Origin of the sequence: Mesorhizobium sp. AR07, from assembly GCF_024746815.1 — a bacterium.
Lineage (GTDB): Bacteria > Pseudomonadota > Alphaproteobacteria > Rhizobiales > Rhizobiaceae > Mesorhizobium.
Map to the genome: position 1 here is coordinate 5,962,319 of NZ_CP080525.1, position 17,690 is coordinate 5,980,008.

Genomic DNA, 17,690 nt, shown 5'->3' on the forward strand with positions numbered 1-17,690 from the left:
ATCAAAAGCTCCCAGAGTGGCTGCGAGTCGGGCGGTCCATGATGCGGCGGCCCATCAGGCTCGCCGTCAGGTCGACCATCAGCGTCGCGGTCCGGCCACGCTCGTCCAGAAAGGGATTCAACTCAACGAGGTCCAGGCTGGAGACGAGGCCGCTGTCGGACAGCATCTCCATCACCAGGTGCGCCTCGCGGAACGTGGCGCCGCCGGGAACCGTGGTGCCGACTGCCGGCGCAATCGAGGGGTCGAGGAAGTCGACGTCGAGACTGACATGCAGCAGCCCGTCTTCCGCCGACACACGCGCCAGGAAGGCGCGCAGCAGCGGCGCGATGCCATGCTCGTCGATGGCGCGCATGTCGTGCACGGTCACGCCCGCCTGGTTGAGCGCGCTGCGCTCGGCCGGGTCGACACTGCGCAGGCCCATGGTGCAGATACGCTTGGGATCGACCAGTGCCGGCAGATCCGGAAAATAGCCACCAAAACCCGGCTGGCCGCTGGCATAAGCGAGCGGAACACCGTGCAGATTGCCGCTGGCGGTGGTGTCGAGCGTATGGAAGTCCGGATGCGCGTCGAGCCAAAGCACGAACAGCGGGCGCCCGGTTTCGGCGGCGCGGCGGGCGAGACCCGACACGGTCCCGGCTGATATCGAATGGTCGCCGCCGAGAAAGATCGGCATGGCGTCCTCGCTCGCCGCGTAGGCGGCTTCGGCAATGGCGGATGTCCAGGCCGATATTTCGGGCAGTGCCTTCAGCGCCAGATTGCCGTGCACAAGGCGCCTTGCCGGAAGCGGCTGGACGGCGCCCATATCCTCGACAGAGTGGCCAAGGCCCAACAGCACGTCAGATAGTCCGGCGGTCCTCAGGGCACTCGGCCCCATTTCGCATCCCATCCTGCCAGCACCGTCTTGCACCGGCGCCCCGACGATTTTGCAACGCATTGGTTTTTCCCGCCAAATTCGAGTAGCGGGCAGGGGATCATGCCAAGCCGGCGATTTGAATAGCTATAATTGGCAATTCGATATGTCTCTAATATCATAACGGCAGCAGAATTGATCGGAATGGCACAGACAATGGATTCACTCGACGAACGGCTCGTGACGTTGCTGCGGCATGATGCTCGACGCAGTGTATCCGATCTTGCCGTCGATCTCGGCGTGTCGCGCGCCACGGTTAGGGCACGTATGGAGCGGTTGGAACGGTCCGGCGAGATCATCGGCTACACGGTGGTGCTTCGTGCCGACGCCGTCGATCAGCGCATCCGCGGCATCATGTTGATAGAGATTGAGGGCCATGCCGCCGACCGCGTGGTCCGGGCGCTTGGCGGCTTCCCCGAAGTCTCGACCATCCATACCACCAATGGCCGCTGGGATCTGGTCGTCGAACTCGGCACTGCCTCGCTGACTGACTTCGATGCGGTGCTGCGCCGCATCCGACTCATTGCCGGCATAACGGGCAGCGAGACCAGTCTTCTCTTGGCGACGCCACGCACGACGCGAGCACGACTGACCTAGCTCTTGTGAAAACAACCCAGGTCATTGGTGCCTGCGGCTGGCCGCCAGCCCTTCCGAGGGATGGTTTGCACAGAGATGCTGCCGGTTCTCCGCCGATTCCGTCATGCGGAATCCCGCAGCGCATCGGCGAGCCGTTCCCTTGCCAGCCGCAGTCGGCCGCTTAACTGGCGCCCCCGCTGCCAGAACACGACGTAGTGATAAATTGCGCTGGGTTCAAAAGGTCGGAACCTGAGGCCAAAGAACGCGCATTCCTTCGCGACCACACTGTTTGTCACCGAAATCCCAACACCGGCCGCAATGAATGCAGCCTCATGCCCGTTGGCGTCCACTTCAACGGCGATGTTCGGCTCGACGCCCATATAGCGCAGAGCGTTCAAATCCATCTGGTGAGTATTCTGTCGGGGTTCGATATCGATCATTGGCTCGCCGCGCAAATCTTCCGGCGTGATCAGGTCCTTGTCGGCTAAGCGATGCCCCGCCGGAAAGAGACAGACATTGGTCGCAGTCGCGACCGGCATCCAGTCAAAGAGTCTTTCGTCGAGGGGCAGACGTGACAGGCCCAGATCAGCCCGCCCGTTGAGCACATGCTCTGCGACGTCCTGGTAGCTGCCTGACTTGACGTGGAAGACACATGATCGGTCATCGACACGGATCTGCCTGACAGCTCGTGGGACAAGGGTGAAGCAAAAGATGTCGGGCGCCGCGATGCCGATTGCATGACCCTCAATCCCCTTGAGCGCCGCGATCGACTTTCCAACCCTGTCGAGGCTCAAGAACGTCCCGTCGATCTCGCGAAGCAACTCCCAGGCCTGCGCCGTGGCGACCAGCCGGTTTCCCTCACGCCGAAACAGCGGCACGCCAAGCGTCGTCTCCAACTGCGCGACCTGTTGGCTTACCGCCGATTGGGTGATGCGCAGGACCTTGGCGGCCTGACGTTCAGACCCCAGTCGCACGACCTCTCGGAAAATCTGCAGTTGGCGGAGCGTTACACCCGTGTTCGCAATCTCGACCAAGTTCAGCCTCCGTTGGTCGTCTCTGCCCGGCGCGCTTACGGCTTGGGAGCAAGCGATGATTACTTATCATGCGGCGGCGTGACCCCTCGATCAATCAGGAAAGATGGGCCGAAAACGCGCATTTTTGGCACAAGCGCATCATCAGCTATATTAGCACAGCTTATAAGAAAAGAATCTGGCTTATAAATTGACCCGTCCGCCTCCCTTGACCGATTGTTGTGGCAGATCACGGTCAAGCCTGGTCGCCGGCTGAGACGAACTCTCGGACGTCGCCTCGCCACTGCCGGGTTTCAACGCAGAATGGGAATGACGGATGATGCGACCTTGGTCGGCAGCAGTGCGGAGCTTTTCGCCCAGTTCCGGGAAGGCTCGATTGCCACAGCGGTTGGCGCGCATCGCATGTACGGCGGACGACGTTTCGTTGGCCCCCTTCGATCTCGACAAGTCAGGCTGCGATGACGTGGCGGCCCTCAGGGTAGAAGGACTTGAAAAATCGTTCGGCAATTACCCCGTTCTACGCGGCGTTACGCTCACCGCCCACCGGCACGAGGTGATCTGCATCCTGGGAAGCAGCGGCTCCGGCAAGAGCACGCTGTTGCGCTGCCTCAACCTGCTTGAGGTGCCGAACCGCGGGCGCATGTGGGCCTTGGGTGAGCGGTTGAAGCTTCGCGAGGCGGCAAACGGCCGTAGCGGCGCCATTGTTGACCGGCGCCAGATTCAACGGGTGAGGGCCTCCCTGGGGATGGTCTTTCAGAGCTTCAATTTGTGGCCGCACAGAACGATCCTTGAGAATGTCGCGGAAGGCCCAACGCACGTCCTGCGACAGCCACGGCGGGAAGCGATCGGGGTCGCGGAGCACTATCTCGCACAGGTCGGCCTTGCGGACAGGCGCCATCACTATCCGCCACCTTTCGGGCGGGCAGCAGCAACGTGCGGGCATCGCCCGGGCCCTCGCCATGGAGCCCGCCGTCCTGTTGTTCGACGAGCCGACCTCGGCGCTTGATCCGGAACTGACCGGCGAGGTGCTCAAGGTCATCCGGTCGCTGGCCGAGGAGGGGCGCACCATGCTCCTGGTAACCCATGAGATCGCCTTCGCCAGAGAGGTCTCCACGCACACGGCGTTCATGCACGACGGCAAAATCGAAGAAGAGGGGCCATCGCGGCAGCTATTCCTCGAGCCCGCTTCCGATCGGCTCCGCCAGTTCCTTCAATCGCATTATTGATTGGGCGACCTGCGTCATGAACGGCTTCACCATACAGTTCCTGCACGGCCTGAGCATGACGGTTCTGGTTGCTGCCATCAGCGGTGTCCTTGGAACCGCCGTGGGCCTCGCCGGCGCCGCGTCGAAGCTGTCGGCGTATCGGATCCCGATGTGGCTGGCCGAAATCTACACGACCGTTATCAGGGGCGTGCCCGAACTGCTGGTGATCCTCCTCATTTATTTCGGGGGAACGGCGGCGATTACCTTCGTGATTGGCCGCTATGTCGAGATCAGCGCTCTCTCGGCAGGAGTCATCGCGCTGACGGTCATTTTCGGCGCCTACTGCACGGAGATATTCCGCGGCGCCATCTTGAGCATCCCGCGTGGACAGTGGGAGGCTGCATCATCGATCGGCCTTAAGTCCCGGCACATCTGGTTACTCGTGATCTTGCCGCAGATGGTGCGCGTGGCGTTGCCCGCCTTCTGCAACCTCTGGATCTCCCTCCTGAAGGACACAGCGCTGATTTCTGTGGTCGGCCTGACGGACATTATGCGTGTCGCCTTCGTCGGTGCGGGCTCCATGCGGGCGCCGCTCACGTTCTATCTCGCCGCCTCGGCGCTCTACCTGTTGCTCACCAGCCTCTCGCTGTTGGCGTTCAGATTGCTCGAGCGACACTTCGTTGTACCAGGCCAGTTGCGCTGAAGGGTAACCCAGATGCAGCTCGACATCTTCCTCCAGAGTATCGCGACACTGGCCAACGCAGCGTTCCTGACGATAGCGCTGACGGTTCCATCGCTGATGATCGGGTTCGTCATCTCCGTGCCCTTGGCCTTCATGCGGGCATCGGACAGCCGATATCTCTCGTGGGCCATACTGACCTGCACCTACGTGTTTCGCGGCACGCCGTTGCTGGTGCAGCTATTTCTCATCTATTACGGCCTCGGCCAGATCGACGTGATCCGCCACAGCCCTCTCTGGGTGTTGTTGCGCGACCCCTTCTGGTGCGCGCTGCTCGCGTTCTCGCTGAACAGCGCAGCCTACACCACGGAACTCTTCCGGGGCGCAATCCAGGCGGTGCCGCGCGGGCTGGTCGAAGCCGCGGAAGCCATCGGGATGTCGCGTTTGCAGCGAGCCCGGCTCATCGTATTTCCAATCGCGTTCCGCGCTGCGTTGCCGTCCCACACCAATGAGGTCATCGGGTTGCTGAAAGCCAGTTCCCTGGCCAGCACTGTGACCCTTCTCGAAATCACCGGTGTAGCGCGCCGGCTCGTTTCCGAAACTTTCGCGCCATACGAAATATTCCTTGCCGCAGGCGTTATCTATCTCGCTCTCACATACCTGGTAACCGCGGCCCTCCGGTATCTGGAGGGGCATCTCGCCGGCGCTGAGCCGAAAGTTGCGCGCAACGCGGCGATGCTCTCGTTGCGGCGGGTTTTGCCATGACGGATGCGCGGTCTTCGTTAGCGTCCGCAGCGGCATCGTCCTGTTGGCGGGAGATCAGCCTTTCGGCGATCGTCCACAACTATCGCGCCGTCAGGTCGGCCGTGGGGCCTGCGGTCAAGATCTTTGCTTGCCTCAAAAAGGATGCCTACGGGTGTGGCGCGGACGAGGTCGCGGCTGTGCTTGCAGCCGAGGGGGTGGACGGATTCGCCGTTGCCTCCGCGCGAGACGCCTGTCGTATCCGCACACGGGCTCCCCGGACCCCAATTCTCCTCTACCCGGGCATAAATCCCCAATGGGCCAGCGCCGTCTCGGAGCAGGATCTTACAATCACCCTTTCGAGCGTATCCGAGCTCGATACCTGGGCGGTGACCTCGGAAAGGTTATCCGCATTCGTCAAGGTCGATCTCGGCTTCTGGCGCGCCGGCGCGCTTCCGGCCGAGGTTGAAGGATTGCTCCGTAGGGCCGCCGCTACACCCAATATCGACATCAAGGGCATATACGCGCATTTGAGCGAACTTGCGGGCACCGGACCGACCGCCAACGAGCAGTGGAGCCGCCTGAAAGATCTTCTGGCGTCCATCGGTCGGCCCGGATGCTTCTCGACCAGCACGCGCACGGCTTCGATCTCCTTGGTGAGATCGTCGTCGGTGTTGAGGACCAGGGTCTGGTAACCCGATAGTGCCGCTGTGTCGATGATGGCCCGCGTCGCATAGCTGAAAAACGAATTGCTGATGTCGGCCACGACGACGCCGATGGTTTGCGTGGTGCCCGCCCGCATGGCGCGCGCAACGACATTGGCGCTGTAGTTCAGCTCCCGAGCCGCCGTCATTATGCGTTCTCGGGTTTGATCACCGACGAGACCGTAACCGCCCAGCGCGCGCGCCGCGGTGGCGCGAGACACCTTGGCCCGCCGCGCCACGTCGATCAAACGAGCCGGCCGCTCGACAGTGCTCTTGCCGTTCCCGTTTGCGTTGTCTGCCACTGTAACCCGCTACCTCCGGTCCTTGGTGCAATCTAGACACTTGATGCGGACGTTGCCAGAGGGGCCGCCCACGCCATCGGCGGCCTGCGACGTCAATGCCGCGTCCGGCAGGTGCGAAATGAAGGAAGGGAGTGCCGCAACAAGTTGGTCCGCTAGGGTGACAGACCTTAGCCTCCGGCGACAGGCTTTTATCGAGGGCCCGATGGAAAGGCGGGGTTGTCGACGATCCTGAATTGCCCCCCTTTCTTGAGGATGAGTTTGCGCATCCCCCGCTGCAGGATTTCCCCATAGTCATGCCCGGCCAGCGGGTTGCAGACCCACACAAAGACGAGCTTGTCGGGGCCGACATTTATCGATCTGTGCGCCCAGTCCGGCGGGATGAACGCACACACGCCGGGCAGCATCTCGACGATCTCCGACCTGTCGTCGCGGCTCTCCAGCAGCAGCACGCCTCTGCCGCTTTGGGTGTAATAGACCTCACCCAGATCCCTGCGTGCGTGGAAGTGCCCCCTGGTCATGAAAAATTCGCCAGCGACGTCGCCCGGGTACATGGTGGTGGTGCCGAAAAAAAGATCGGCGCCGTCCTTTCTGTATTCGGAAACCTCGTAGACAAGAGGGTTGGCGTTCAGCCGAACCTGTTCGAGGAGCGCCTGCTTGTCCTGAAAGATACCAGCAAGCTCAGAAAGCCGCTTGGTGTAACGCCCTGTTTCAGGGGTCACTCCGCCCGTTGTCCCGTTTATCAGAACGCCCTCGGGAAGCAGCATGCCTACAATCCAATCATGTTGACGCGCTCAAGGCAGAAGGCGAGGGGAGGCAGGTGATCTGTCTCCCCCCGCCTGTGCGCCCAGGCGGAATCCCGGGCGCTTGGCCCGGAAAAACGTGTCCCTAGGCGGCTGCGAGTTCGAGCTGCTTTTGAACCATGCCGCGCAGGGCCTGCAGGTCCTTGGCGAACGCCCGGATGCCTTCGGCGAGCTTTTCGGTCGCCATCGCGTCCTCGTTCATCATCCATCGGAACGTTTTCTCGTCCATGGCGATCTTCGGATCGGGTTTCCTCGTATCCGGCGAAAGCTTCGGTACGAGCGTGCCTTGATCCTTCGAAAGCTCGTCGAGCAGCGGCGGCGCGATCGTCAGCCTGTCGCATCCGGCAAGCGCTTCGATCTCTCCGACATTGCGGAAAGAGGCGCCCATCACGACCGTCTTGATGCCGTTGACCTTGTAGTAGTTGTAGATATCGCGGACCGAGAGGACACCTGGATCCTCCTCGGCAGCGAACTCCTTGCCCATCGCCTTCTTGTACCAGTCGAGGATGCGGCCGACGAAAGGCGAGATCAGAAAGGCGCCGGCGTCGGCGCAGGCAACGGCCTGGGCCTTCGAGAACAGCAGCGTCAGATTGCAGTCGATGCCTTCCTTCTGCAGCACTTCGGCGGCTCGAATGCCCTCCCAGGTGGAAGCAAGCTTGATGAGGATACGGTCGTGTTCGATACCACGTTGCTTGTAGGCGGCGATGATGCCGTGCGCCTTGGCGATCGAGGCCTGCGTGTCGAAGGAGAGATCGGCGTCCACCTCCGTGGAGACCCGACCGGGAACGAGCTTGACCAGGGCAGCACCCACCGAAATGGCCAGGCGATCGGCCACGGCGGCGGCCACGGCCTGATTGTCGCCCGCCTGCCTCTTGCCCCAGGCGACGGCTTCTCTCACATCGTCGGCGAACATCGGCGTCGCCAGCGCTTTGAGCACGATCGTCGGATTGGTGGTGCAATCGACCGGTTTCAGGCGGGCGACGGCTTCGATATCACCGGTATCGGCCACGACCGTGGTGATCCTGCGCAGTTGATCAAGTTTGGATGTCATCGTTACGAATCCTTTTTTCCTGGGGCCTCATACGGGTAGCCTGTTCAGGTAGCCAAGCCGTTCTCGTCGAATTTGTGGATGTTTGACTTGTCTGGCGACAGGAAGACGGTGTCTCCCGGTCGGGCCGGGAACTCTCCGCCGGCGCGCGCCGTCAATGTGCCCACGCCCCCGACATTGACCTGCAGGAATGTGTCGGCGCCCAGATGTTCCCCGACGATCACATTGCCCTTCCAATCACCGTTTTGCATCGACAGCCCAAGATGCTCGGGGCGTACGCCGATCGTATTCGCACCGTACCGGGCAGCTGGCGCTCCCTTGATGATGTTCATCTTCGGTGACCCAATGAAGCCGCCAACGAAAATGTTGCGCGGATTGCGGTAGAGTTCAAGCGGCGAGCCCACGTGCTCGATCCTGCCTTGGTTAAGCACGACGATCTTGTCGGCCATGGTCATGGCTTCGACCTGATCGTGCGTAACATAGATCATGGTCGTCTTGAGCTGCTGGTGCAACTCGCTGATCTCGAGGCGCATGTTGGCGCGCAGCGCCGCATCGAGGTTGGACAGGGGTTCGTCGAAGAGGAAAGCCGATGGCTGGCGCACGATTGCGCGGCCGATCGCCACGCGCTGACGCTGTCCGCCCGAAAGCTGGCCCGGCTTGCGATCCAGATAGTTGCCCAGGTTGAGGATCCGCGCCGCGTCTTCGACCTTCCGGTCGATTTCCTGCTTGCCGACGCCTGCCATCTTGAGCGGAAAGGCGATGTTGTTACGCACGCTCATATGCGGATAGAGCGCGTATGACTGAAACACCATCGCGAGACCGCGAGCCGATGGAGCCTTGCCGGTTGCGTCCTTGCCGTCGATGATGATCGCGCCGCCGGACACGTCCTCCAGACCCGCAATCAGGCGCAGAAGCGTGGACTTGCCGCAGCCGGAAGGTCCCACGAAGACAACGAACTCGCCATCCTCGATGTCGAGATCGATCGACGTGATGACATTGGCATCGCCAAATGATTTGGAGACCTTCTGCAAGGTTATGCTGCCCATGGTTCTCTCCCCTTGTCCTACTTCACCGCGCCGAAGGTCAGGCCGCGCACGAGTTGCTTCTGACTGAACCAACCCAGGATCAGGATCGGTGCGATCGCCATGGTCGATGCCGCCGAAAGCTTGGCGTAAAACAGACCTTCGGGGCTGGAATACGATGCAATGAAAGTCGTCAGCGGCGCCGCTTTGGACGTTGCCAGGTTGAGCGTCCAAAAGGCTTCGTTCCAGGCCAGGATGATGTTCAGGAGCAGTGTCGACGCGATGCCCGGCAACGCCATCGGGGTCAGCACATGGACAAGTTCCTTGGCAAGCGACGCTCCGTCCATGCGGGCCGCTTCCAGGATTTCTCCGGGGATTTCCTTGAAGTAGGTGTAGAGCATCCAAACGATTATCGGCAGGTTTATCAGGGTCAGGATCGCGACCAGGCCGATCCGGCTGTCGAGAAACCCGCTGTCGCGAAACAGGAGATAAACCGGAATCAGCGCGCCGACCGGCGGCATCATCTTTGTCGACAGCATCCACATCAGCACATCCTTGGTCCGCTTCGTGGGGGCGAAAGCCATGGCCCACGCCGTCGGAATCGCGATGATCAGTCCAAGAAGCGTCGAACCGAGGGAGATGATCACCGAATTGGCGAAATGGTGGAAATAGTCCGAACGGGCCTGGACCTCGACATAGTTCTCTGTCGTCCATTCGAAGAACAGGAACTGCGGCGGAAAGGCGACCGCGGTCTGTTCCGTCTTGAAGCTCGTCAGGAATGTCCACAGGACTGGAAAGAAGACGATCACCGCGAGCGTCCAGACAATGGACGTCATGACGAGCTTGCGGCTGTGCGTGGTTCGCCTGGCCATGGTCAAGCCTCCAGATTCTTGCCGACGACGCGCAGCAGGCCGATCGCGACGATGTTGGCGAGCACGACCGCAACCAATCCGCCCGCCGAAGCTCCGCCGACGTCGAACTGCAGAAGGGCCTGCGAAAAGACGAGGTATGTGAGGTTGGTGCTTTCTGTGCCAGGCCCACCGTTGGTGGTGACCAGGATTTCCGCGAAGGCCGAGAGCAGGAATATGGTCTCGATCAGGATCACAACGGTGATGGCGCGTCCCAGATGGGGCAGGATGATGTAAATGAAACGCGAAACAGGCCCGGCCCCGTCCATTTCGGCGGCCTCCTTCTGTTCCTCGTCGAGCGACTGTAACGCGGTCAGCAGAATAAGCGTGGCAAACGGCAACCATTGCCAGGCGATGATCAGGATGATCGACAGGAGCGGGGCCTTCGCAAGCCAGTCAAACGGCTGCAAGCCCACTGAGCGAGCGAGCGCGGCGAACAGCCCGTTTGTCGGGTTCATGAACATGTTTTTCCACACCAGGGCGGCGACCGTCGGCATCACGAAAAAGGGGGCGATCACAAGTATGCGCGCCACTCCCTGGCCGTAGACCTCTTCGTTGAGGAGCAGAGCGAATCCGATTCCGCCAATGACCGAGATCAGCAGCACGCCAAGCACGAGCAGCAGTGTGTTGACCAGTGCCGAGAAGAACGCCGGATCCGTGACGAAGTAGCTGTAGTTCAGGAACCCGACATAGCGCTCCATGCCGGGACTGAGCAGATTGTAATCCAGGAAAGAGAAGTAGATCGTCATGACAAGCGGGACGATCATCCAGATCAAGAGCAGTACAACCGACGGCGCCATCATGACCCGTGCAGCGCTGCGTGTATGCAGATTTGCCATTGTCGCACCCCGTGGATTTGACACAGTGGGTGGCCGCCGATGCCGCGAGGCTATCGGCGGCCTTGCTCCGGTGAGCCGCGCCTATTTCGGATAGCCGGCCTTGGCCATCGCGCGCTCGGTCAGGTTCTGGGCTTGCTGCAGCGCCGCATCGACGGTCGTGTCGCCGGTGAGTGCCGACGAGAAGACCTGACCGACGGCATTCCCGACAGCCTGATATTCGGGCAGGATCACGTACTGCCAGAACGGGTACTGCGTCTTCTGCTTGCCCTCGCCGGCGGCCAGCATGGCGTCGAGCGTCATCTTGGCGAAGGGAGCGGCATCCAGATATTTCTGGTTTTCATAGAGCGACTTGCGGGTGCCGGGGGGCACATTCGCCCATCCCTCTTTCTCGGCGACGAGTTCGATATAGTGCTTGCTGGTTGCCCAGGCGATGAACTTCTCGGCGGACTCGGCCTTGTGCGAACCGGCCGGGATGGCCAGCGTCCATGCCCAGAGCCAGTTGCCGCGATTGCCGCTGCCCTTCTCATCCGGCGACACGGCAAACGCGGCCTTGTCGGCAACCGTCGACTGTTTTGGGTCCGACACGAAGGACGCCGCGACGGACGCGTCGATCCACATTGCGCACTTGCCTTGCTGGAAGAGCGCAAGGTTTTCGTTGAAGCCGTTGGATGACGCACCGGCTGGTCCGGCATCCTTCATCAGCTTGACGTAGAAACCAAGCGTGTCCTTCCATGACTGCTGGTCGAACTGCGGCTTCCAGTTCTTGTCGAACCATTTTGCTCCGAAGGAGTTGGCGAGGGACGTCAGCGACGCCATGTTCTCGCCCCAACCCGCCTTGCCGCGCAGGCAAATGCCGTTGACATCGTTTGCGCGGTCGGTGAGCTTTCGGGCGGCGTCGCCGATGAAGTCCCAATCGGGCTTCTCAGGCATGGTCAACCCGGCCTTCGCAAACAGATCCTTCCGGTACATAAGCAGGGACGATTCCGCGTAGAACGGGGCGGCATAGAGCTTGCCGTCCTCGGACGTCGCGTTGCGAATGGCCGGGATGAGATCTTCGACATCGTAGTCCGGACCGAGATTCTGGAGCGGAAGCAACCATCCCTGCTTGGCCCACAGAGGCACCTCATAGGTGCCGATCGTCAGGATGTCGAACTGCCCCGCCTTGGTGGCGATATCGACGGTCACCTTCTGCCGAAGGACATTCTCCTCGAGTGTAACCCACTGCAGCTGAATATCGGGGTTGGCCTTGGTAAAGTCATCCGTCAGCTTTTGCATGCGGATCATGTCGCCGTTGTTCACGGTGGCGATCGTCAGGGTCTCCGCGAATGCTGCCGTCGACAGCAAGCCCGCGGCTGCGATGATTGACGTTCTGATCAGGTTTTTCATTTCACTCCTCCATCTTGGTTTCTTCGCGACGCACGAAGGCCTTTTCACCGGAGATGCCGCCGGCGAATTCACAAAATCGGACGCGTTGGGTTGCTCAGCGTCTAGCCGAGGCCGTTGTCTCCATCGACGTTGCAGGTTTGGCCAGTTTCATTTCTCAACCTCACCGCGATATCCTCTTGCCTGCCGCGTGCCCCGCTACCACACGGTGTAGCCGCCATCGGCCAGTACGATCGAACCCGTCATCAGGCTTGCGGCATCCGATGCCAGGAACAGCACGATCGAAGCGATTTCATCGGTCTGGCCGACCCGGCCCATGGGCGTGTTGCTGAGCCAGATGTTGGTGGTCTCGATGTCGCTCCTGAGAGCAAAGCTGTTCATCGGGGTCTCGATGAAGCCGGGCGCGACGGCATTCACACGCACGCCGCGCCCCGCCCATTCAGCGGCCAGCGACCTGGTGATGTGATGAACTGCCGCCTTTGAAGCGTTGTAGTGGACGTTCTTCTGCGGCCGCGTAACGATCTCTCCGGACATCGAACCGATGTTGACGATCGATCCCCGGCGACGCTCGATCATCCCGCGGCCGAATGCCTGGGAGCACCAGAAGACGGCATTGAGGTTGACGTCCATCACCTCATGCCACTCGGTTTCGCTGATGTCTTCGCCAGGCGTCTGTCGGCCTATGCCAGCGTTGTTGACGAGCACGTCGATCGGCCGAAGCCTGCCGGCCATCGCTTTGACGGCAACGGTGTCGGTGACGTCCAGCTGCTCGAACGAGACGTCCTGTCCCAGGAGGCGTTCTTTCGCTTTCTCGATGGCGGCAAGACTGTGATCGAGAACGACCACATGCGCGCCAGCTTCAAGCAGGGCATCGACGCAGGCGGCGCCGATGCCCCCGGCTCCCCCGGTCACCGCGGCACGTCGGCCATCCAGTCTCAGCTTCCCCAGATATCCCATAGTCTTCTCCATCAGGAATCGGTGCCGACCATAGACAGGGCGAGCGACGCAACGCCCAACAGCCCGCAATTGTCGCCAAGTTGAGCGGGCACCACGGGCACGTCCTTGAAGGGAGCCATCGCGTCCTGCCGGATGCGGCGATGAATGCCGGCATCGAGCAGGTCAAAAGCCCTGGACACGCCGCCGCCCATGATGATCCGTTGCGGGCTGTAGAGATGCAGCAGCCCTGTGAAGCCAACACCGAGGAGGTCGGCCTCTTCCGCCATGAGCGCCAGGCATTCAGGGTCACCACCGCGTGCCCCTTCGACGGCATGGCGCGTCTCGATCGGACCCGCGCTTGCCTGGATTCCGAGATAGCCGGCTGGATTGCGCGTCGCTGCATTGGCTGCCCGTTCCCCAAGGGCCGTGCCGGCGGCCAGCGCCTCGAAGCAACCGACAGCACCGCACGAGCAGACTGGACCATCGGGTGCAATCCGGAAGTGCCCGACATGGCCGCCCATGCCCTTCCTGCCATGCAGCAATCGGCCGTCGACGACCACGCCCCCGCCGATACCCGTGCTTACGGTGACGTAGACGAGGTGTTCGAGGCCCCGACCCGCACCGTATTTCCATTCGCCGAAGGCTGCCGCAATGCCGTCATTCTCGAGCACGGCCGGCCGGTCGAATGCATCGGCCAGGCGGTCGCGAAGCGGGAACCCGTCCCAGCCGGGGAGCGTCGGAATGTGCTCCACGACGCCGGCCTCGGTATCGAGGGGACCTGGGGCACTCATGCCGACGGCGCGCACCGCATCAAAGCCGGTCTGCTTGCAAACCTCCGAGGCAAGCTGGCGGAACTGCGCCATGACGCCTTGCGGACCGCCGCCTACGTCTGTCCTTGCGGAGGCTCGCGCCAGTATTGTCCCTTTCTCCACCAGGGCGGCACGGACCTGCGTGCCGCCAAGGTCGAATCCAAGAGAGCGGCCTTCGTGCCCGGCCATCGGGTTAGCCTTCAACTGTTTGAGCATGGACCCAGGCCATCTGCTGCTCGAGGTTTTCCGCATTGAAGGCAAGCGAACCCATGACGATCGTCTCGGCGCCGGCGCGGCGCAGAGCGGGTACCGTGTGCTGGCGAATGCCGCCATCGGCTCCGAGAACAACTCTGTTTGCGCTTCTTTTTCGAGCGATCAGTGACGCCGCCTCGTGCAAACGGGACTCGGCCTGCGCATCGAGGCCCTGGCCCTTGATGCCGATGCGCGTTCCGAGCAGCGTGAGCATGCTGATGCGGTCCAGAAACGGTTCGGCTGACGCAACAGGGGTCTGCAGTTGCAGGACAAGCCCTGCAGCCAGGCCAAGGTCCGAAATCAGTCTGAGTCCGGATTCGATGTTCCGGTTTTCGGCGTGGATGCTGATCAGGTCGGCACCGGCATCAGTGAACTGACGGATCTGATCCTCAAGGATGCCGTCCGCTACCATCAGATGCACGTGCAACGGCTTTGCCGTATGCCGCCGGCAGAGGGCTACGAGATCCGGGAACAGCAACAGGGCGGGCGAGAAATGCCCGTCCGCGACATCGAGATGATAGATGTCGGTGAACGGGTCGACGCGCCGCATCTCCTCTTCGATGCGCCCAAGATCGGCTGACCACAAGGACATCTCCGCCAGGAGACGATGTGTCGGGAGGGCGTCGATCCAGTTGGCAAGGGGGCTCATTCAGACCTCATTGAGAAACGTGGCGAGCGCAGCCTGGAAATCGGCACGATAGGCCGCCGGGCTTTCCGCCTTCGGGGTGATTTCGACAAAACGCGCGTCCGGGATCCATGCGGCCAGAGTGCGCGCATGGGAGATCGGGTGAACGGCATCGCGCTCGTGACCGATCACCAGCGTCGGTACCGAAATCCTTTGGATTTCGTCCTCGCTGACCCCAGGCCCGTCGGCCGAGATTCCAGACAGCAGCGCTGCCGTCACGTCGATCGGCTGACGAGAGAAGAAGCCGCGTATGCTGTTCAAATTGTCGGGGCCGTGGACCTCCAGGCATGCCGCGATCTCCGAGTCCTCGAACGCCAGGCGTGCTTCCGTCGGCTGCATGCGCCCGAGCAGGTCCCCGGCAAGCGCATTCGGCCGCATGTTGTCTGGCGCGGGATCGGCAAGCCAGGCCGGGCGAGCGATCACCAGGGCCTTGATCAGCCCGGGCGAGCGGACCGCGATGCGGATCGATATCGCGGCTCCCATCGAGATGCCGCCAAGCACCGGGCGGACCATATTCGACCTCTCGATGTAGCCTGTGATGTCGTCTGCGAATGTCTCGATGGACAGAGCGTTTTTCGAGCCTGTCTCGGACAAGCCATGGCCGCGACACTCGACGGTGACGCACCGAAAGGCCGTATCAAGGGGAAAGACCTGAGCCGGCTGCGACGCGTCTCCACAAAGGCCATGCTGGAAAATGAACGGCGCTCCCGTACCCGTCTCGGCCACGGACAGGCGGAGGCCGCCGCTCTGGTGGGCCGACCGTTTCATGTCGGTTCTTCTCGCGCGCACAACGCCAGTCGCAGAAGCCGGGCAACCTCCGCCGCCTCCGCGGCGACAAGTCCGTGCGTGATGACATCGCCGGCAAAAGCCGCTTGCTGGAGACAGGACAGGTAGTGCGCAAAATCGATCACGCCCTTGCCCGCGGTGGCGAAGCTGCCATCGGGATTTCGGTCCTTGGCATGCGCGATTTCGATCCGGTCGCCCAGCAGGGAAATCGCGGTCTCGATGATCCGCCGCCGGTCATCCGCGGCCTCTCGTTCGAAGAGGTTGGCCGGATCGAAGACAATCCTGACCCGGTCGCTTCCAATCGTATCGAGAAGGTGGCGGGCCTTTTGGGCGGAGTTGATGACGTTGGCCAGTTCCGGCTCGACGCCGATGCGAACATCGAAGCGTTCGGCGATGTCGATCAGATGGCGAAACTCCTTCACCATCTCCGACCAGGCAAGCATGGATTCGTTGTCGGGGTGATAACGCCACTGGTCGTCGGGGTCACAGCTCCCGGTGCACACCGTCAACAGGCGGCAGCCCATGCGCGCGGCCTGCGAAGCAATCGCTTCAAAGCCGCGGCGGCCAGCCTCGCGGATCTGAAGGGAGGGATGGATCATGTTGTAGGTTGCCGAGATCGCGGCGATCCCGACTCCGGTCTCCCGGGAGGCGCCGAGAACCGCGTCGGCAATATTATCGCTGATGTCTTCAGGCAGGGAATTCAGGCCCGAGCACGCCATGTTGTACTGAACCGACTGATATCCTGCCGCCGCCGCGGCACTCAGCACAGTCCGGGGCGATGAGCCGGGAAAGGTCTTGGCGAAGATGCCGATGCGCATCACAGCGCCCCCGATACATCGGCAAGCCTGACCGGCTTTCCGGATCGGACCGATTGCGCGATCGCGACCATGCCCCTGACCGAGGCGATGCCGTCGTCGATGGACGCACCGGTCATGGGCGCGCCGTTCAGGACGGTGTCCGCAAACGCCTCGAGCTGGCGGCGATAAAAGTGCCCGTCCGCGCCAAGGATGCGCGTCGTGGCGCCGGTCTTTTCGCTGAAGATGTCGACGTCGCTCGTCTTGAAGAGCCAGGGATTGTAGGTTTTGCCGAGGATGCTGCCGTTCTCGCCGTAGATCTGGAAACCTTCGTGCCAGTCCATGCGCACGGAAACCGTCAGGTCGAGATGGCCGATGACGCCATTGGCGAACGCGACATCGACGAACCAGCAATACGCGCCGAATCGCTGGCGAAGCCTTGCGTCGACCTCGGTGATCGCTCCGCCGAAATAGCGCGCTGTGTCAATGAGGTGGCTGCCATGCGCAAGCATATAGTAGCGCTCCAAGTCAGCCTTCGGATTGACCGGGGGCTTCTTGGCGTTCGCGCTCTTAACCATGAGTGGCTGCACGGCGTCAGTAAGCTGGTAGCGATGCGTTGAATCGCAGTACCAGGCCTTCAGAGCGAGCATCTCGCCCATCTCGCCGTCGATGAATGCCTTGGCGCTCTGAAGGCCGGCGTCGAAGCGCTTCATGTGGCCGACCTGGAGTTGCTTTCCGCTCCTTTCGACGGCCTTCTTCAGGTCTTCGACCTCTTCGATGGAGATGCCGATCGGTTTTTCGCTCAGCACATGCTTTCCTGCCGAGAGCGCCTCCATCGCCGCGGGAACGTGAAATGCGTCGGAGGTGGCGATGACCACAGCGTCGAGGTCCGGATCCGCCAGCATCTCGGAGTAATCGCGAAACGCTTTCCTGGGGGCGTGTGTCGCCGCCATGCGTTCGCGCAGGTCGTCAGCTACGTCGCAAATGGCGTGGAGCTCAGCATTTTTCGCCTTCGTCGCGCTCTCAAAATGTGCCGCCTGGGAGATCGGCCCGCACCCGAGAATGCCGACCCTGAGCATCCGCTTTTCATCGTCCATTTCATCTCTTTCTATCGAAGCGTGTGGTCGTAGCCTGTTTCGGGCATCCATTTTGGGCCAGCGATGGACTGCTGCGGCTGTTGGACCAGGGGCGAGGAAGAGATTTCAGCACGCCACAAGTCTGCTGGGCCATTCTGGAGAGCGGCCAACATCCAGCTTGGTTTGCGGCCTCACCTCATCAGG

General features: G+C 61.7%; 18 protein-coding genes and 2 pseudogenes. 5 read left to right on the forward strand and 15 right to left on the reverse strand.

The window, feature by feature from the left end; all coding sequences use genetic code 11:
• Nucleotide 1 precedes the first annotated feature (1 nt).
• Entirely contained in the window at nucleotides 2–934 is a 933-nt protein-coding gene (gene rocF, locus BPNPMPFG_RS29520; protein ID WP_258592091.1) for an arginase, read from the reverse strand.
• A 132-nt stretch (nucleotides 935–1,066) separates the two neighbouring features.
• Between rocF and BPNPMPFG_RS29525 the strand changes: the two genes are divergently transcribed.
• A complete protein-coding gene (locus BPNPMPFG_RS29525) occupies nucleotides 1,067–1,507 on the forward strand; it encodes an Lrp/AsnC family transcriptional regulator (RefSeq protein WP_258596971.1) in 441 nt (146 codons plus the stop codon).
• A 101-nt stretch (nucleotides 1,508–1,608) separates the two neighbouring features.
• Here the strand turns inward: BPNPMPFG_RS29525 and BPNPMPFG_RS29530 are convergent, their stop codons facing one another.
• Complete coding sequence (locus BPNPMPFG_RS29530; protein ID WP_258592092.1) at nucleotides 1,609–2,520, reverse strand: LysR family transcriptional regulator; 912 nt, start codon at nucleotides 2,518–2,520, stop codon at nucleotides 1,609–1,611.
• Between the two features lie 460 nt (nucleotides 2,521–2,980).
• On the opposite strand from BPNPMPFG_RS29530, the pseudogene BPNPMPFG_RS43240 reads away from it, so the two are divergent.
• The 4 genes and pseudogenes from BPNPMPFG_RS43240 (at nucleotide 2,981) to BPNPMPFG_RS43245 (ending at nucleotide 5,837) form a co-directional block, all read left to right on the forward strand.
• Nucleotides 2,981–3,743 (forward strand): annotated as a pseudogene (locus BPNPMPFG_RS43240) (ABC transporter ATP-binding protein).
• A 16-nt stretch (nucleotides 3,744–3,759) separates the two neighbouring features.
• Nucleotides 3,760–4,425 (forward strand): ABC transporter permease, encoded by a 666-nt coding sequence (locus BPNPMPFG_RS29545; protein WP_258592094.1) that lies wholly within the window; start codon nucleotides 3,760–3,762, stop codon nucleotides 4,423–4,425.
• A gap of 12 nt (nucleotides 4,426–4,437) precedes the next feature.
• Nucleotides 4,438–5,166 carry an ABC transporter permease gene (locus BPNPMPFG_RS29550; RefSeq protein ID WP_258592095.1) on the forward strand — a complete coding sequence of 243 codons (729 nt, stop codon included), beginning with the start codon at nucleotides 4,438–4,440 and terminating at the stop codon, nucleotides 5,164–5,166.
• Entirely contained in the window at nucleotides 5,163–5,837 is a 675-nt protein-coding gene (locus BPNPMPFG_RS43245; protein ID WP_413776889.1) for an alanine racemase, read from the forward strand. Before BPNPMPFG_RS29550 ends, BPNPMPFG_RS43245 begins: the two co-directional genes overlap by 4 nt.
• A gap of 182 nt (nucleotides 5,838–6,019) precedes the next feature.
• Here BPNPMPFG_RS43245 and BPNPMPFG_RS43250 read toward each other — a convergent pair.
• From BPNPMPFG_RS43250 to BPNPMPFG_RS29615, 13 genes and pseudogenes are all read right to left on the reverse strand, one after another.
• Nucleotides 6,020–6,148, reverse strand: a pseudogene (locus tag BPNPMPFG_RS43250) (hypothetical protein); the annotation flags it as partial.
• Nucleotides 6,149–6,336: 188 nt separating this feature from the next.
• Nucleotides 6,337–6,912 carry a glucose-6-phosphate isomerase family protein gene (locus tag BPNPMPFG_RS29560; protein WP_258592096.1) on the reverse strand — a complete coding sequence of 192 codons (576 nt, stop codon included), beginning with the start codon at nucleotides 6,910–6,912 and terminating at the stop codon, nucleotides 6,337–6,339.
• A gap of 121 nt (nucleotides 6,913–7,033) precedes the next feature.
• Complete coding sequence (gene tal / locus BPNPMPFG_RS29565) at nucleotides 7,034–7,999, reverse strand: transaldolase (RefSeq protein ID WP_258592097.1); 966 nt, start codon at nucleotides 7,997–7,999, stop codon at nucleotides 7,034–7,036.
• A gap of 44 nt (nucleotides 8,000–8,043) precedes the next feature.
• Nucleotides 8,044–9,042, reverse strand: coding sequence for an ABC transporter ATP-binding protein (locus BPNPMPFG_RS29570; protein WP_258592098.1), 999 nt, complete (start codon nucleotides 9,040–9,042; stop codon nucleotides 8,044–8,046).
• A gap of 17 nt (nucleotides 9,043–9,059) precedes the next feature.
• On the reverse strand, nucleotides 9,060–9,890 hold the full coding sequence (locus BPNPMPFG_RS29575; protein WP_258592099.1) for a carbohydrate ABC transporter permease: 831 nt from the start codon (nucleotides 9,888–9,890) through the stop codon (nucleotides 9,060–9,062).
• 2 nt (nucleotides 9,891–9,892) lie between these two features.
• Nucleotides 9,893–10,765 carry a carbohydrate ABC transporter permease gene (locus BPNPMPFG_RS29580; protein WP_258592100.1) on the reverse strand — a complete coding sequence of 291 codons (873 nt, stop codon included), beginning with the start codon at nucleotides 10,763–10,765 and terminating at the stop codon, nucleotides 9,893–9,895.
• 81 nt (nucleotides 10,766–10,846) lie between these two features.
• Complete coding sequence (locus BPNPMPFG_RS29585) at nucleotides 10,847–12,151, reverse strand: ABC transporter substrate-binding protein (protein ID WP_258592101.1); 1,305 nt, start codon at nucleotides 12,149–12,151, stop codon at nucleotides 10,847–10,849.
• Between the two features lie 195 nt (nucleotides 12,152–12,346).
• Nucleotides 12,347–13,105 (reverse strand): SDR family NAD(P)-dependent oxidoreductase, encoded by a 759-nt coding sequence (locus BPNPMPFG_RS29590; protein ID WP_258592102.1) that lies wholly within the window; start codon nucleotides 13,103–13,105, stop codon nucleotides 12,347–12,349.
• A gap of 11 nt (nucleotides 13,106–13,116) precedes the next feature.
• Nucleotides 13,117–14,109 carry an ROK family protein gene (locus BPNPMPFG_RS29595; RefSeq protein WP_258592103.1) on the reverse strand — a complete coding sequence of 331 codons (993 nt, stop codon included), beginning with the start codon at nucleotides 14,107–14,109 and terminating at the stop codon, nucleotides 13,117–13,119.
• Nucleotides 14,087–14,794, reverse strand: a complete 708-nt coding sequence (locus BPNPMPFG_RS29600) for a ribulose-phosphate 3-epimerase (protein ID WP_258592104.1) — start codon at nucleotides 14,792–14,794, stop codon at nucleotides 14,087–14,089. Before BPNPMPFG_RS29600 ends, BPNPMPFG_RS29595 begins: the two co-directional genes overlap by 23 nt.
• Nucleotides 14,795–15,598, reverse strand: coding sequence for an alpha/beta fold hydrolase (locus BPNPMPFG_RS29605; protein WP_258592105.1), 804 nt, complete (start codon nucleotides 15,596–15,598; stop codon nucleotides 14,795–14,797).
• Nucleotides 15,595–16,434, reverse strand: coding sequence for a sugar phosphate isomerase/epimerase family protein (locus BPNPMPFG_RS29610; RefSeq protein WP_258592106.1), 840 nt, complete (start codon nucleotides 16,432–16,434; stop codon nucleotides 15,595–15,597). Before BPNPMPFG_RS29610 ends, BPNPMPFG_RS29605 begins: the two co-directional genes overlap by 4 nt.
• Nucleotides 16,434–17,507 (reverse strand): Gfo/Idh/MocA family protein, encoded by a 1,074-nt coding sequence (locus BPNPMPFG_RS29615; protein WP_258592107.1) that lies wholly within the window; start codon nucleotides 17,505–17,507, stop codon nucleotides 16,434–16,436. The genes BPNPMPFG_RS29610 and BPNPMPFG_RS29615 overlap by 1 nt, the downstream gene beginning before the upstream one ends.
• Nucleotides 17,508–17,690 lie beyond the last annotated feature (183 nt).

Bases quoted from the DNA above. Each gene is read 5' to 3' on its own strand.
- rocF (WP_258592091.1), bottom strand. From the start codon at position 934: ATGCGTTGCAAAATCGTCGGGGCGCCGGTGCAAGACGGTGCTGGCAGG.
- BPNPMPFG_RS29525 (WP_258596971.1), top strand. From the start codon at position 1,067: ATGGATTCACTCGACGAACGGCTCGTGACGTTGCTGCGGCATGATGCT.
- BPNPMPFG_RS29545 (WP_258592094.1), top strand. From the start codon at position 3,760: ATGAACGGCTTCACCATACAGTTCCTGCACGGCCTGAGCATGACGGTT.
- BPNPMPFG_RS29550 (WP_258592095.1), top strand. From the start codon at position 4,438: ATGCAGCTCGACATCTTCCTCCAGAGTATCGCGACACTGGCCAACGCA.
- BPNPMPFG_RS43245 (WP_413776889.1), top strand. From the start codon at position 5,163: ATGACGGATGCGCGGTCTTCGTTAGCGTCCGCAGCGGCATCGTCCTGT.
- BPNPMPFG_RS29560 (WP_258592096.1), bottom strand. From the start codon at position 6,912: ATGCTGCTTCCCGAGGGCGTTCTGATAAACGGGACAACGGGCGGAGTG.
- tal (WP_258592097.1), bottom strand. From the start codon at position 7,999: ATGACATCCAAACTTGATCAACTGCGCAGGATCACCACGGTCGTGGCC.
- BPNPMPFG_RS29570 (WP_258592098.1), bottom strand. From the start codon at position 9,042: ATGGGCAGCATAACCTTGCAGAAGGTCTCCAAATCATTTGGCGATGCC.
- BPNPMPFG_RS29575 (WP_258592099.1), bottom strand. From the start codon at position 9,890: ATGGCCAGGCGAACCACGCACAGCCGCAAGCTCGTCATGACGTCCATT.
- BPNPMPFG_RS29580 (WP_258592100.1), bottom strand. From the start codon at position 10,765: ATGGCAAATCTGCATACACGCAGCGCTGCACGGGTCATGATGGCGCCG.
- BPNPMPFG_RS29585 (WP_258592101.1), bottom strand. From the start codon at position 12,151: ATGAAAAACCTGATCAGAACGTCAATCATCGCAGCCGCGGGCTTGCTG.
- BPNPMPFG_RS29590 (WP_258592102.1), bottom strand. From the start codon at position 13,105: ATGGGATATCTGGGGAAGCTGAGACTGGATGGCCGACGTGCCGCGGTG.
- BPNPMPFG_RS29595 (WP_258592103.1), bottom strand. From the start codon at position 14,109: ATGCTCAAACAGTTGAAGGCTAACCCGATGGCCGGGCACGAAGGCCGC.
- BPNPMPFG_RS29600 (WP_258592104.1), bottom strand. From the start codon at position 14,794: ATGAGCCCCCTTGCCAACTGGATCGACGCCCTCCCGACACATCGTCTC.
- BPNPMPFG_RS29605 (WP_258592105.1), bottom strand. From the start codon at position 15,598: ATGAAACGGTCGGCCCACCAGAGCGGCGGCCTCCGCCTGTCCGTGGCC.
- BPNPMPFG_RS29610 (WP_258592106.1), bottom strand. From the start codon at position 16,434: ATGCGCATCGGCATCTTCGCCAAGACCTTTCCCGGCTCATCGCCCCGG.
- BPNPMPFG_RS29615 (WP_258592107.1), bottom strand. From the start codon at position 17,507: ATGGACGATGAAAAGCGGATGCTCAGGGTCGGCATTCTCGGGTGCGGG.